Annotated in this window: 14 protein-coding genes; 4 read left to right on the top strand and 10 right to left on the bottom strand. The window is 70.9% G+C overall.

Annotated elements, in window-relative coordinates; translation table 11 throughout:
• The 6 genes from pyrC to KBA23_RS13145 all read right to left on the bottom strand — a co-directional run.
• A partial coding sequence (pyrC, locus tag KBA23_RS13120) for a dihydroorotase (RefSeq protein ID WP_290741647.1) occupies positions 1-703 on the bottom strand: 703 nt, incomplete at its 3' end.
• A 68-nt stretch (positions 704-771) separates the two neighbouring features.
• A complete protein-coding gene (locus KBA23_RS13125; protein WP_290741649.1) occupies positions 772-1,827 on the bottom strand; it encodes an AbrB family transcriptional regulator in 1,056 nt (351 codons plus the stop codon).
• The gene (locus tag KBA23_RS13130) at positions 1,824-2,498 is read right to left on the bottom strand and encodes a thiamine diphosphokinase (RefSeq protein WP_290741651.1); all 675 of its coding nucleotides are present in this window, start codon (positions 2,496-2,498) and stop codon (positions 1,824-1,826) included. The genes KBA23_RS13125 and KBA23_RS13130 overlap by 4 nt, the downstream gene beginning before the upstream one ends.
• The gene (locus KBA23_RS13135; protein ID WP_290741653.1) at positions 2,495-2,956 is read right to left on the bottom strand and encodes a CreA family protein; all 462 of its coding nucleotides are present in this window, start codon (positions 2,954-2,956) and stop codon (positions 2,495-2,497) included. Before KBA23_RS13135 ends, KBA23_RS13130 begins: the two co-directional genes overlap by 4 nt.
• Positions 2,957-2,967: 11 nt before the next feature.
• Positions 2,968-3,201, bottom strand: a complete 234-nt coding sequence (locus tag KBA23_RS13140) for a DUF2842 domain-containing protein (protein ID WP_290741655.1) — start codon at positions 3,199-3,201, stop codon at positions 2,968-2,970.
• Positions 3,198-4,490, bottom strand: coding sequence for an adenylosuccinate synthase (locus tag KBA23_RS13145; RefSeq protein ID WP_290741657.1), 1,293 nt, complete (start codon positions 4,488-4,490; stop codon positions 3,198-3,200). The genes KBA23_RS13140 and KBA23_RS13145 overlap by 4 nt, the downstream gene beginning before the upstream one ends.
• A gap of 146 nt (positions 4,491-4,636) precedes the next feature.
• On the opposite strand from KBA23_RS13145, the gene KBA23_RS13150 reads away from it, so the two are divergent.
• Positions 4,637-5,074, top strand: coding sequence for a universal stress protein (locus KBA23_RS13150; protein WP_290741659.1), 438 nt, complete (start codon positions 4,637-4,639; stop codon positions 5,072-5,074).
• A 39-nt stretch (positions 5,075-5,113) separates the two neighbouring features.
• Here KBA23_RS13150 and KBA23_RS13155 read toward each other — a convergent pair whose 3' ends face one another.
• The 3 genes from KBA23_RS13155 to parA form a co-directional block, all read right to left on the bottom strand.
• Positions 5,114-5,773 carry a hypothetical protein gene (locus tag KBA23_RS13155; protein WP_290741661.1) on the bottom strand — a complete coding sequence of 220 codons (660 nt, stop codon included), beginning with the start codon at positions 5,771-5,773 and terminating at the stop codon, positions 5,114-5,116.
• A 332-nt stretch (positions 5,774-6,105) separates the two neighbouring features.
• Complete coding sequence (locus KBA23_RS13160) at positions 6,106-6,963, bottom strand: amidohydrolase family protein (protein WP_290741663.1); 858 nt, start codon at positions 6,961-6,963, stop codon at positions 6,106-6,108.
• Positions 6,964-7,012: 49 nt separating this feature from the next.
• A complete protein-coding gene (gene parA, locus KBA23_RS13165) occupies positions 7,013-7,633 on the bottom strand; it encodes a ParA family partition ATPase (protein WP_290741665.1) in 621 nt (206 codons plus the stop codon).
• A 191-nt stretch (positions 7,634-7,824) separates the two neighbouring features.
• On the opposite strand from parA, the gene KBA23_RS13170 reads away from it, so the two are divergent.
• Complete coding sequence (locus KBA23_RS13170; RefSeq protein ID WP_290741667.1) at positions 7,825-9,459, top strand: alpha-amylase family glycosyl hydrolase; 1,635 nt, start codon at positions 7,825-7,827, stop codon at positions 9,457-9,459.
• 134 nt (positions 9,460-9,593) lie between these two features.
• On the opposite strand, the gene mtnK is transcribed toward KBA23_RS13170, so the two are convergent.
• Positions 9,594-10,859, bottom strand: a complete 1,266-nt coding sequence (mtnK, locus tag KBA23_RS13175) for an S-methyl-5-thioribose kinase (RefSeq protein ID WP_290741669.1) — start codon at positions 10,857-10,859, stop codon at positions 9,594-9,596.
• 344 nt (positions 10,860-11,203) lie between these two features.
• Between mtnK and KBA23_RS13180 the strand changes: the two genes are divergently transcribed.
• Together KBA23_RS13180 and KBA23_RS13185 are read left to right on the top strand one after the other, a co-directional pair.
• Positions 11,204-12,259, top strand: a complete 1,056-nt coding sequence (locus KBA23_RS13180; protein WP_290741670.1) for a sugar ABC transporter substrate-binding protein — start codon at positions 11,204-11,206, stop codon at positions 12,257-12,259.
• Positions 12,260-12,267: 8 nt separating this feature from the next.
• On the top strand, positions 12,268-13,061 hold a 794-nt coding region (locus KBA23_RS13185), incomplete at its 3' end, for an ATP-binding cassette domain-containing protein (RefSeq protein ID WP_290741672.1).

The following is a 13,061-nucleotide window of genomic DNA, read 5'->3' on the forward strand; positions in this document are numbered from 1 at the left end:
TGCGATGCGCCTCCCGCTTCAGGATCGGCAGGCAGTAGAAATGCGGCCGCATGCCGCCGACGAGCATGTGGTTCCGGTTCAGGATCAGGTGATGCACCGTCAGCGTCGCCCCGATCCCGTCGCCGGCGCTGCGCACGTAGTCGACGCCGTCCCTGGTCGTGACGTGCTCCATCACCACGCGCAGCTCCGGCAGCCGGCGCCGCAGCGGCGCGAGCACCCGTTCGATGAAGACCGCCTCGCGGTCGAAGATGTCGACCGCCGGATCCGTCACCTCGCCATGGACGCAGAGCGGCAGCCCAACCTCGGCCATCGCTTCGAGCACGGGCATCACGCGCTCCATGTCCCTGACGCCGCTCGCAGAATTCGTCGTCGCTCCGGCCGGGTAGAGCTTGACCGCGCTCACCAGCCCGTCCCGCGCCGCAGCCGTCACGTCGGCCGGGTCCGTCCCCTCGGTCAGATAGAGCGTCATCAGCGGCGTGAAGCGCTGGCCCTCGGGCAGGGCGGCGAGGATGCGCGCCCGGTAGGCGGCGGCGTCACGGGACGTCACCACCGGCGGCACGAGGTTCGGCATCACGATGGCCCGCGCGAAGTCCCGGCTTGCCGGCAAAACGCCCGCGAGCATCTCGCCGTCGCGCAGGTGCAGGTGCCAGTCGTCCGGCCGGCGCAGGGTGAGCGTGTCGGTGTCGGGCAGGGCCGCCTCCATCGTCGATTCCCGCCCATTAGCACGCCGCGCCCCGCCACGCGACCGAGGGCGGCCCGTCGGCGTCGGGATCAGCGCGCGCGGCCGATGAGGCGATCGTAGAGGATCGGTCCGAGCGAGACGGTCAGCAGGATCCGCGCGAGGTGGTGGACGATCACGAAGGCCGGCTCGACGCCGAGGGAGATGGCGACGAGGCCCATCTCGGCGATGCCGCCGGGGGCGAACGCGAGGAAGATCGCCGCCGAGGTCGCCGGCACCAGCGCGTCGAGGGCGAGCGCGAAGCCGCCGGCAAGCGCGATCGAGACCCCGGCGGTGACGAACGTCAGGCCGAGCCCGCGGACGAGCACGGCATGGGGCGTCCCCGAGAAGCGCAGACCGAGCATCGCGCCGACGACCATCTGCGCGACGTGCACGACGAGAAGCGGAACCTGCGCCGAGGAGAGCCCCGAAAGATGCAGCGCCGCGCTGGCGAGGAACGGCCCGAGCATCACTCCCGCCGGGAGCCGCACGCGCACCGCGAGCAGCGCGCCGCCGACGGCGCAAAGGAGGAGCAGAGCCGCGTCGACCGGCCCCGGCCATCCGGCGGCCGCGACCGGGGCGTGCAGGGGCTGGCCCTCGGCGGTGGCGACGAAGGTCAGGATCAGCGGCACGGCGGCGACCGCGATGACGATGCGCGTCAGGTGCATCGTCGCCATCGTCGCCGTGTCGCCGCCGCGCATCTCGCCCATCAGGACGGAATCGATCAGCCCGCCCGGGCTCGCGGCGAAATAGGCGGTCGGGCGGTCGAAGCCGCCCAGCCGGCGCAGGATGGCATAGCCGCAGCCCTGGGCGGCGACCACGAAGGCGGCGACCGCGATCAGGCTCGGCCACCATTCTGACGCCTGCCCGAGGATCTGCGGCGTCACCGTGGCGCCGATGCCGACGCCGATCACCGGCGTGAACACCGGCCGACTCCAGGCCGGCATGCGCGGCGCCACGCCGAACGGCGCGAAGCCGGCCACGGCGACGCCCGCCGACGCTATCATCGGGCCGAGGAGCCAGGGCAGCGGCGCCCCGATCGCCTCGGCCGCGACGCCGGCGAGCACGGCGATGGCGAGCGACAGGAGGATGCCGAGAAACGGGCTCACCACGCCTCGCGCGGCAGGAGGTCGACGACCCGGCGGAGCGTCCAGACTGGCAGGACGACCAGCATTCCCGGCGCATCGAAGCCAAGCCGGACCGGGCCGCCGGTGGCCTCGTTCGACGTGCCGATGCTGCCGTCGGGGGCGAAAGCCAGCCCCGCGACCGACCAGCGCAGGCCGGTGCAGAGGGTCCCCGTCGTCCGCATCATGGGAAACAGCGAGACGCGCGTCCCCGCCGGCAGGTCGAGCGCGAGGGTCGACGGGCAGCGGAACACGACATCCTCGCCGCCGATCAGGACCGCGGGAGGCTCGGGCCAACGCACCAGCGCGTTCATCGCGGCGAGCTGGTGGTCGATGCGCCCGTGCAGGAAGCCGAGCCCGAGCAGCAGCGGCGCCCGGATCGCGCCGAGGCATTTCTCGAGGTCGGTGGTGTCCTGATCGGCGATCCGATGGATGGCGACGCCGCGGGCGCGCAGCGCGTCGAGCCCGCGGAGCGAATCCATGTCGCCGATCACCGCCGCGAAGTCGCGCCCCCCCGGCAGCGCCACGTCGCCGCCGCCGTCGGCCGCGACGGCAAGGGGTGCGAGCGCGAGCGCCTCCGCGAGCTGTCCGGGATCGACCGGGCCGCCGCCGACCAGGGTGACCGGCTCCCCCGAGCTGACGAGAGGCGCGCTCAACTCCAGGGCGCCACCGCCACTGCCGAGATGGCGTTCTGCGGCGAGCCGTCGATCAGCTTGTCGGAATAGGTGAGGTATACCAGTACGTTGCGCGCTTCGTCAAAGAAGCGCACGACCTGGATGCGCTTGAACATCACGCTGGCGCGGCGGCCGAACACCTCCTCGCCGTCCTCGAGTTCGCTGCGGAAACGGATCGGCCCGACCTGGCGGCAGGCGATCGAGGCGTCCGAGGTGTCCTCCGCGAGCCCGAGCGAGCCGGATATGCCGCCGGTGCGCGCGCGGCTGACGTAGCAGGAAACGCCCTCGACCTTGGGGTCGTCGAAGGCCTCGATGACGATGCGGTGGTTGGCCCCGAGGATCTTGAAGGCGGTGGTGACCTCGCCGATCTCCTCCGCCGGCGCGGGGCTCGCCGCCGCCCAGGTGAGCGCGGCCGCCGCCGCCAGCATCCTTGCCCGCATTCCCGTACTCCTCAGCGTCCTTTGCTCGGCCCGTCCGGATCCTCGCGCCCCAGGCCGAGGAACACGGCACGGAACGGCAATGCCCAGATGATCCCGAGCGCGACGTAGATCAACAGCTCCACCACGATGTTGGGGCGATCGAACAGGTCGACCAGCGTCACGGCGGCGGCGATGTAGAGCGGCAGCCCGACGAGCAGGATCACGAGCGCCCAGCGGACGCGCGCGCGGCGGCTGAGGCGGCTCACGCCGCGAAGGGGTCGGTGACGAGGATGGTGTCCTCGCGCTCGGGGCTGGTCGACAGCATGGCGACCGGGCAGCCGATCAGCTCCTCGATGCGGCGCACGTACTTGATCGCCTGCGCCGGCAGGTCGGCCCAGGACCGCGCCCCGGCGGTGGTCTGCGACCAGCCCTTCATGGTCTCGTAGACGGGCGTGACGCGGGCCTGCTGCGCCGCGGCGGTCGGCAGGTGGTCGAGGCGCTGGCCGTCGAGGTCGTAGGCGACGCAGATCTTCAGCTCCTCGAAGCCGTCGAGCACGTCGAGCTTGGTGAGCGCGATGCCCTTGGCGCCGGAAGTGGTGCAGGTCTGGCGCACCAGCACCGCGTCGAACCAGCCGCAGCGGCGCTTGCGCCCCGTCACCGTGCCGAACTCATGGCCGCGCTCGCCGAGGCGCTGGCCGATCTCGTCGGTCAGCTCGGCCGGGAAGGGGCCCTCGCCGACGCGGGTGGTGTAGGCCTTGACGATGCCGAGGACGAAGCCGACCGCGCCCGGTCCCATGCCGGTGCCGGCGGCCGCCATGCCGGCGAGGGTGTTCGACGAGGTGACGTAGGGGTAGGTGCCGAAGTCGATGTCGAGGAGCGCCCCCTGCGCCCCTTCGAACAGGATGCGGCGGCCCTGCCGGCGCTTCGCCTCCAGCGTACGCCAGACCGGGCCGGCAAAGGTCAGGATCTTCGGCGCGACCTCGATCAGCTTCGCGCGCAGCTCGGCCCGGTCGATGGGCGGCGCCCCGAGGCCGCGGCGCAGCGCGTCGTGGTGGGCGAAGAGCCGGTCGAGGCGGGTGTCGAGCGTCGCCTCGTCGCCGAGGTCGGCGACGCGGATGGTGCGGCGGCCGACCTTGTCCTCGTAGGCCGGGCCGATGCCGCGCCCCGTCGTGCCGATCTTCGCCGCGCCGGCGGCCTCCTCGCGCAGGCGGTCGAGGTCCTGGTGCAGCGGCAGGATCAGCGGCGTGTTCTCGGCGACCATCAGGTTCTTCGGCGTCACCTCGACGCCCTGCTCGGCGAGCCGGCCGATCTCGGCCAGCAGCGCCCAGGGATCGAGCACCACGCCGTTGCCGATGACCGAGAGCTTGCCGGGCCGCACGATCCCGGAGGGCAGCAGCGACAGCTTGTAGACCTTGCCATCGACCACGAGCGTGTGCCCGGCGTTGTGGCCGCCCTGGAAGCGGGCGATCACGTCGGCGCGCTCGGAGAGCCAGTCGACGATCTTGCCCTTGCCCTCGTCGCCCCATTGCGCGCCGACGACCGCGACGTTGCCCATGATTTCCCCCGGTCTTGTCCGCGGGGCGTTATATCGGCGCGCCCCGGCGGCGGGAACCGGAAATCGCCCCGTAGACGACGGCCCCCGCATCGGGCAAGAACGTCGGGGGGAGTCCCCCGGCGCGGCCGCAGATTGGGAGAGACCACATGTTCAAGCACATCCTGATCCCGACCGACGGGTCCGAGCTCGCGACCGTGGCGGTGGATCGCGGCCTCGAGCTCGCCCGCGCGCTCGGGTCGCGCGTGACCTTCATCACGGTGCTCGAGCCGTATCGGGCGCTGACGCTGAACCCCGGCCGCAACCGCGAGCTGATCGAGGCCTTCAACGCCGAGACGGCGAAGCAGGCGCGGGAGATCCTCGACGTGGTGGAGGAGAAGGCGCGCGCGGCCGGCGTCGAGGCGCGGTCGGTTCTGCGCCATTCCGACCACGCCTTCCTGGAGATTGGCTCCGTGGCCGACGCCGAGGACGCGGATCTGATCGTGATCTCCTCGCACGGCCGCAGCGGCGTGTCGAAGCTGGTGCTGGGCAGCCAGACATCGAAGCTGCTCGCAACCTCGACGCGCCCGATCCTCGTCATCCGCTAGGCGCCCGGGCGGCGGCCCTCGGCGCCGCCCGCGTCGCGCCTAGTGCACGCCGACGATCCGGTCGAGGGCGAGGCTGCGCTCGTCCTCCTGCGGGCGCGCCACGTAGAGCTCGGCCACGTACCAGCCCTCCGCCTCCGCGCCCGTCGGGTCGATGCCGAGCCGTGCGAGGTTGTCCAGCACGTGGATACGCTCGTCGTCGGAGGCGAAGCGGCGCTGCGGGTGCAGGCCGTCGACCTTCTCCGTCACGTACCCGTGGCCGGCAAGCATCTCGCGCGCCTCGTCGAAGGCGAACATCCGCAGCACGAAATGCGCCATCCAGGGCCGGCTGTCGCCGCTCGCCTCCAGCAGACGGCGCAGCGAGACATCGGTGGCGTAGCCGAAGCAGCCTGTCGAGATGACGAGGTCGGCGCCTTCGACCAGCGCCGCTTCGTCGGGGGTGGGATCGCGGCGCTCGAGATTGGCGGCGATGCCCGCGTCGAGCGCCCCGGCCGCGACGGCGTATCCCACCGCCTGCTCGGCCGTGTCGAGCCCGACGATCTCGAGACAGGGATCGGCAGGGGCGTCGAAGACGGTCCGGTCACGATCGAGGAGATCCTCGCGCCCGGCGCCTTCGTCGTAGAGGCGGAAGAGGTCCGCCATGGACAGGCCGTGCTTGAGCAGCGCCGCATTGACGCCGTACGAACAGCCGAGATCAATCATGCGCAGTTGTTGTTCGCCACTGGTTTCCCGCCGCGCCCCGATTATCCTGTCGAACAAGGGGCGCGCCAGCTGGGGAATCTGGTAATCTAGGCCAGACAGAGTGGAGAAATACGCAACAGGGTCTGGCATGTTGTAAATACCATTCAGATTGATCTTTCCAGTATCATCATACTGAACTTCATTCATATTCTATACTCCCTTTTAGCCCACCGCAAATAATCCTTTCCGTCGCCCATCATGCACGTCGGTTCGATTGTGTGTGGATTGCGGTCAGGATAGCGGAACCGGGCCCGGATGTGAACCCTTGTCCGATTGCCGCCGGGCTTCGGCCGTCAGCCGTCGATGCGGTAGGCCCGGATCGCGGTGTCGCGCCAGAAGGCGCGGCGTTCGGCCTCGCTCGCGCCGGCGAGGATGTCGTCGAGGATCGCCACCCATTCGGGGTAGCGGTGGGTCAGTTCCGAGACGGTCCAGTCGCTGCCGAACATGCAGCGCTCGGCGCCGAAGACCTCGAGCGTGCGCTCGACGTAGGGCCGGATCGCGGCGGGCGTCCATTGGGCCGGGTCCGCCTCGGTGATGACGCCGGAGACCTTGCACGCGACGTTGGGCAGTCGCGCCATCGCGGCGATGTCCGACCACCACGGTTCGCGCAGGCCGTGGCGGATGTCCGGCTTGCCGATGTGGTCGAGGATGAAGGACACGTCCGGGCAACGTCGCGCCAGTTCGACCGCATAGGCCATCTGCCAGTGCTTCACGCAGATGTCGAAGCTGAAGCCGTGGCGCGCCAGCCGGCGCACGCCGTCGAGGAACCCGGGTTCCAGCACCACGGACGGATCGGCCTCGGTCTGGATCAGACGCCGCACGCCCCTGACCGCGGGAAGCGCCGCGAGCGCCTCTAACGTCGGCTCGACCGCCTCGCCGAGCTCCACCGGCGCATGGGCGACGACGGCGCCGAGCCGCGGGTCGCCCGCGGCGATCTCCTGCGCCCACCGCGCCTCGGCGAGCCCGTGGCCGGCGTCGACCGCGACTTCGGCGAAGACGAGCCGCTCCACCGCGACCGCGCCGCGGGCGGCGTCGAAATCGGCGAGCCCGTGGCTGCGGTTGATCGCCGGCGCGCCGGCAAGCCAGCCGATGGAGACGCGGTCGAGGTCGTAGAGGTGGACATGGGCGTCGACGATGGCGAAGTCGGGCATGGCTCTCTCCCTTGCGGCGGCCCGATCGCGCCGGGGCAGAAGCCGTCCGTCAGGCGGCGAGCGCCGCCTCGACCTCGGCGCGCAGCGCCTCGACCTCGGCGGCGGCGGCGGTGCGACGGCCGAACTCCGGCGCGGTGTGCCCCGTCAGCATCGCCTGGGAGAACGCCACCCGGTTGCCGAGCCGCGCCGTCATCAGGTACGCGCGCGCGTCGCCGAGCGCGGCGATCGCCTCCTCGGCGGAGCCCGAGCGCGGCGGGAAGCGGTTGAGCAGGATGCGCAGCGGCTTCTTCAGCCGTCGCGCCGTGTCGATCACGCTCGACGTCGCCCAGACGTCCATGACCGAGGGCTGGCAGGGCGCGATGACCAGGTTGCTCTCGCGCACCGCCGCGTCGAGCAGGTTCGAGGCGGCGCCCGGGCAATCGACCAGCACGAAGTCGTGGGTCCGGGCCGAGGCCTTCATGTCGGTGGCGGCGCGGTAGTCGCGGCTTTCGACGAGGTCGACATTGCCATCGTTGCGCAGCCCCGCCCAGCGGGTCAGCGAGCGCTGCGGATCGAGGTCGATCAGCGCCACCTTGCGCCCGGCCTCGCTCCAGGCGGCGGCGAGGTGCGCGAGAACCGTCGTCTTGCCGGCTCCGCCCTTCTGCTGCGCGAAGGTAATGATGCTGCCCATATCCCGCCCGTCTCCTTCTGGTTGTTGCGCGGCAGAATAGGCGAAACGCCCGCAATGAAAAGCCCGTGCGGCCGCAGCGCCCGTCCGGCGCCGATGGTCCTGCGATCCTGCTCCCGAAGCACAAGTGGCGGTGGTGCGGGACGGCGGCGCCGTTCTATAGAGACCCGAGCGGGGGGTCGCGGGGGGCGCGCATGGCGGAGTGGTGGCGCGGGGCGGTGATCTACCAGATCTACCCCCGCTCTTTTCAGGACTCGAACGGCGACGGCGTGGGCGATCTGCCCGGGATCGTCGACCGGTTGGAGCATGTCGCCCGCCTCGGGGCCGACGCGGTGTGGCTCTCGCCGATCTTCCCCTCGCCGATGGTCGACATGGGCTACGACGTCTCCGACTACGTCGGCGTCGATCCGCTCTTCGGCACGCTCGCCGATTTCGACCGGCTGGTCGCGCGCGCCCACGCGCTCGGGCTCAAGGTCATCATCGATCAGGTGCTGAGCCACACCTCCGACCAGCACGCGTGGTTCCGGGAAAGCCGAGCGGACCGCGACAACCCGCGCGCCGACTGGTATGTCTGGGCCGATCCGCGCCCCGACGGTGGCCCGCCGAACAACTGGGCCTCGGTCTTCGGCGGTCCGGCGTGGGAATGGGACGCGTGCCGGCGGCAGTACTACCTCCACAACTTCCTGCCGGACCAGCCCGACCTGAACTTCCACAATCCCGCCGTGCAGGACGCGGTGCTGGAGGTGCTGCGCTTCTGGCTCGAGCGCGGCGTGGACGGCTTTCGCTTCGATACCGTCAACTACTACTTCCACGACCGCAAGCTGCGCTCGAACCCGCCGGCCGAACGCGAGGGGCCGCTTCCGCCGGTCAATCCCTACGAGATGCAGGACCACCTGCGCGACAAGACCCAGCCGGAGAACGTCGCCTTCCTCAAGCGCGTGCGCCTGCTGACGGACCACTACGAGGCCCGGACCACCGTCGGCGAGGTCGGCGAGAGCGGGGCGCGCGCCATCGAGATCATGGCCGACTACACCCGCGGCGCGAAGCGGCTGCACATGGCCTATTCGTTCGAGCTCCTCGGCGCGCCCTTCGTGGCCCGCCACTTCCGCAAGGCCGTCGAGCGGTTCTACAAGGCCGCCCCCGACGGCTGCCCGTGCTGGAGCTTCTCCAACCACGACGTCGTGCGCCACGTCACCCGCTGGCTGCCCCACGCCGCCGACCCCGACGCGCTTGCCCGCCAGACTGCGGCGCTGCTGCTGTCGCTGCCGGGCTCGATCTGTCTCTACCAGGGCGAGGAGCTTGGCCTGACCGAGAGCGAACTCGCGTTCGAGGAGCTGACCGACCCGCCCGGGATCCGCTTCTGGCCGGAGTACAAGGGTCGCGACGGCTGCCGCACCCCGATGCCCTGGGACGGCGGGGGCGCCAACGCCGGCTTCAGCGCCGGCAGGCCCTGGCTGCCGGTGAAGGCCCCGCAGGCCGCGCGCCACGTCGCCGGGCAGGAGGCCGACCCGGGCTCGATCCTCGGCTTCTACCGGCGGATGCTGGCGTTCCGCCGGGCACGGCCGGAGCTGGTCGCCGGGGGGACGCGGTTCTTCAAGGCCGACGAGCCGGTCCTCGCCTTCCTGCGGCAGGGCGCCGGGTCGAGCCTCGCCGGCGTGTTCAACCTCTCGCCGGAGACGCTTTCCGTCCGGGTCCGCGGCCTCGCGCTGGCGGCCGACGGCCCGAGCCAGGCGGCGGGCCTGCTCGACCGGACCCTGACGCTCGGCCCGAACGGCTTTGCCTTCCTCGCGCCAGCGGGGGCCGAGCCGCGGGTGAGCTACCGGGCCTGAGCCTGCGTTAACGATTCAATTCCGACTCTTTTGGTTGGCATATGCGTTGTGCATACGTTGTGCATAAGTTGTGCATCGAAGAATCCGCCGTAAACCTTTGACGCCGAAGTGTTCAGACGGAAACCGTATGAGCCTCAGCGGCCGGCCGCGTCCTCCGCCCGCGCCAGCGCGCAGACGTCCGCCATCGAGCCGATGGTCCGCCGACCGTGCACGAGCGCCCGCCCGAGCCGCAGGGCCGGGGCCTCGCAGGCCGCACGACGCGCCTCGTAGGCGATCGTCTCGAAATCGGCGTTGTGCGCGAGCCCGAGGATGCGGCGGTGGATCTCCACGCCGCAGAACCCCAGCGCGTCGACCCAGATCGCCCCGAGCCGGTCCGCGAGCGCCCGCTCCGCCGCCGCCGGCTGCCCCTGGTCCTCGTAGAGCGCCGCCGGGTAGAGGATGCCCCGCCGCTCCTCGCGCCACAGCCGCGCGAATTCCGCCACGAACGTCGTCCAGATCCCCTCTGCCACGCCGAGGATCCACTCCCGGTACCCGTCGCGCTCCCCTGGGGCCGCCTCGTGCCCGGACTGCGCGTGGTAGGCCATCAGGAAATTCGCGATCAGCATCCCGACGTCGAACCCGATCGGTCCGTAGGACGCGAACTCCGGGTCGATCACCGAGATCCGGTCCCCCACCGCCATGATCGATCCTGTGTGCAGGTCGCCGTGCAGCAGCGCCTCCGCGTTCGCCGTGTAGGCCCATTTCAGATGCTGCGCCTCGACCTTGAGCGCCTCGTCGGCCCGGAGCTCGGCGACCAGCGCCTCCAGCCCTGGCGTGTGCCGGTTCATCGGCGCGTCCCGATAGGGATCGGTGAACACCAGCGCTTCGGTGATGTCCATCAACGCCACGTTGCCGGCGAAGAGTGCGACGTCCGCCTTCTTCTCCGCGGTCGGCAGCGACAGGTCCGTCGAGCGGAACAGCGTCCGCGCGCAGAAGAGTCCGAGGAACGACGCGAGCCCCGGATGCTCCACGCCGGCGATCAGGCTCTTGCGCAAGATCACGTGGTCATCGAGGAACTCCATCACCAGCAGCGCTTGCTCCCGGTCGAAGTGGTGGACCGTTGGCACCGAGCCGGGTGCGCGCGCCGCCTCGCGGGTCAGCGCGTTCCACTCGAACCACGCACGTTCGAGCGGAAGCGGCCAGCTCTCCCCGACCAGACGGACGTAGGGCAGGGCCTGCTTGGCGACGGCCTTGCCCGAGGGGCCGCTCACGATGAAGACGAGGTTGAGGTTGCCGTCGCCCACCTCGACGGCGCGCCACGTGGCGGGGTCGGGCCCGATCAGCGCGCGCAGCGCCGGCAGGCCGCCAAGGCGCGCGGGAATCGTCTCGGGCGTGAGGGGGGCGTAGGTCTCGGGGGCCATGGCGCTCGCGGGGCTCTGGTGGACGGGCCGCCGAGGCTCGCCCCGCGCCCCGCGACTTGTCAATCCGCGTCTGCCGGGCGTCCGTCCGGCGCTGTCGGTCTCGCTCCGCCGGCGTTCCGGGCCGCGCGACGGGTCGCTGCCGATCCGTGTCGCCTGTGCAGTGGAAACGTTTAAGCACGCGCCGGCGAGGGCCAGAATCCGCGTTGACCGGTGCGCGTGCGCGGTGATTAATTGCGGCCGTCGGCGCCAAGCCGTCGCTGAACCAAGGGGCGCGAAAGCCCCGCTCCAGGGAGATCCTGCATGAACCGTCATATGACGCGGCCCGCGCGCTCGCGGGTGACGCCATGACCGACAAGCTCACCCGGGACGATGCGCCCCTCCAGGAAATCGGCAACGTCGGCGCCTCGCGCCGCGACGCGCTCCGCCTCTTCGGCGCCGGCTCCGTCGCCGGCGCGCTCTTCGCCAGCGCCGGGTTCAGTCCCGCCCTCGCCCAGGAGCTCAACGCCTCGGCCACGCCGCTCAAGGCCGCCTTTTCCAACGCCGGCCTCCAAGCGACATGGTGCGCCCAGGGCAAGCAGGCCGCCGAGGCCTGGGGCAAGCTGATGAACGTCGAGATCACCTGGTTCGACGGCGAACTCGCGGCGACCAAGCAGCGCGCCGCAATCGACAACATGGCCTCGCAGCCCTGGGACTTCGTGGCGATCCAGAGCTTCGGCATCGGCACGCTGACCGACCCGATCAACCGCATGATCGAGGCCGGAGTCCCGGTCATCGCCATGGACACCCTGATCGCGCCGCCGGGCACCATCGACATCACCACCTTCATCGCGCCCGACAACGTGATGATGGGCGCGGTGGCAACCGAGGCGCTGATGAAGTCGATCGGCGGCAAGGGCAACGTGGTGATGACCCAGGGCGCGCTCGGCCATTCCGGCGCCCAGGGCCGCGCCAAGGGATTCCAGCAGGTCGTCGCCAACTATCCGGACGTGAAGGTGGTCGACGAGCAGCCGGCCGACTGGGACGTGACCAAGGTCGCCCGCATCTGGGACTCGGTCCTGACCCAGAACCCGGAGATCGCCGGCGCCTTCTTCCACAACGACGACATGGCGCTCGCCGCCTTCAACGTCATCAAGTCGAAGGGCCGCGAGGGCATCAAGCTCGCCGGGGTGGACGCGATGCCGCCGGCGGTGAACGCGGTCATCGACGGCGTGATGGTCACGACCGTGCGCAACCCCTCGTGCCGCATCCACGGCTGGTCGGTGGCGGCGGGCGTGGCGGCGGTCGCGGGCGGCGGCAAGGCGACGGCGGGCATCCCCGTCTCGATCCTCGCCGACGGCCCGGTCGTCACGGCCGAGACCGCCGAGGGCCAGCTGTGGCTCCAGAAGCAGTTCCTGATGTAAGCCTCGAGGTGGCGCACGGGACCATCCACGGGGGCGGCGACCAGCCGCCCCTTCCCGAACTGGCGCCCCTTCTCGAACTGGCGGGGGTGTCGAAGTCCTTCGGCGGCGTCGCGGCGCTGCGCGACGTCGACTTCGAACTCCGCGCCGGCGAGATCCACGGCCTCGTCGGCGAGAACGGCGCCGGCAAGTCCACGACCATGAAGATCATCGCCGGCGTCCACACCGACTACGAGGGCGCGGTGCGCATCGACGGCCGCGAGGTGCGGCTGCGCTCGCCCCGCGACGCGCTCGCCGAAGGCGTCGGCATGGTCCATCAGGAACTCTCGACCGTCGCGGACCTCTCGGTCGCCGAGAACGTCTTCCTCGGCGCCCACCCGCTGACGCCGCTCGGCACGGTCGACTGGACCCGCATGAACGCCGAGGCAAAACGCCAGATCGCAAGCCTCGGCCTCGACATCGACCCGCGCACCCGCATGGGGGCGCTGCCCGTCGGGTTGCAGCAGCTCGTCGAGCTCTCCCGCGTGCTGTTTTCCGGTGCGCGCATCCTCATCCTCGACGAGCCGACCTCGGCCCTGTCGCCGCCCGAGGTCGCCCGGCTCTTCGAGGTGCTCCGCCGGCTCAAGTCCGAGGGCAAGGCGGTCGTGTTCATCTCGCACTTCCTCGACGACGTGCTTGAGATCTCCGACCGCGTCACCGTGTTCCGCAACGGCCGCAAGGTGGTGACCGAGGACGTCGCCCGCCTCGACAAGGAAAAGGTCATCGGCCACATGATCGGCCGCCACATAGCCGAGATGCACAAGGG

Source organism: Amaricoccus sp. (assembly GCF_017995835.1).
In the GTDB taxonomy this organism is placed as follows: domain Bacteria; phylum Pseudomonadota; class Alphaproteobacteria; order Rhodobacterales; family Rhodobacteraceae; genus Amaricoccus.

Coding starts and splice junctions, on each gene's coding strand:
- KBA23_RS13155 (WP_290741661.1), bottom strand. CDS start 5,773: ATGATTGATCTCGGCTGTTCGTACGGCGTCAATGCGGCGCTGCTCAAG.
- mtnK (WP_290741669.1), bottom strand. CDS start 10,859: ATGGCCCCCGAGACCTACGCCCCCCTCACGCCCGAGACGATTCCCGCG.
- KBA23_RS13145 (WP_290741657.1), bottom strand. CDS start 4,490: ATGGGCAACGTCGCGGTCGTCGGCGCGCAATGGGGCGACGAGGGCAAG.
- KBA23_RS13170 (WP_290741667.1), top strand. CDS start 7,825: ATGGCGGAGTGGTGGCGCGGGGCGGTGATCTACCAGATCTACCCCCGC.
- KBA23_RS13150 (WP_290741659.1), top strand. CDS start 4,637: ATGTTCAAGCACATCCTGATCCCGACCGACGGGTCCGAGCTCGCGACC.
- KBA23_RS13160 (WP_290741663.1), bottom strand. CDS start 6,963: ATGCCCGACTTCGCCATCGTCGACGCCCATGTCCACCTCTACGACCTC.
- KBA23_RS13135 (WP_290741653.1), bottom strand. CDS start 2,956: ATGCGGGCAAGGATGCTGGCGGCGGCGGCCGCGCTCACCTGGGCGGCG.
- KBA23_RS13180 (WP_290741670.1), top strand. CDS start 11,204: ATGACCGACAAGCTCACCCGGGACGATGCGCCCCTCCAGGAAATCGGC.
- parA (WP_290741665.1), bottom strand. CDS start 7,633: ATGGGCAGCATCATTACCTTCGCGCAGCAGAAGGGCGGAGCCGGCAAG.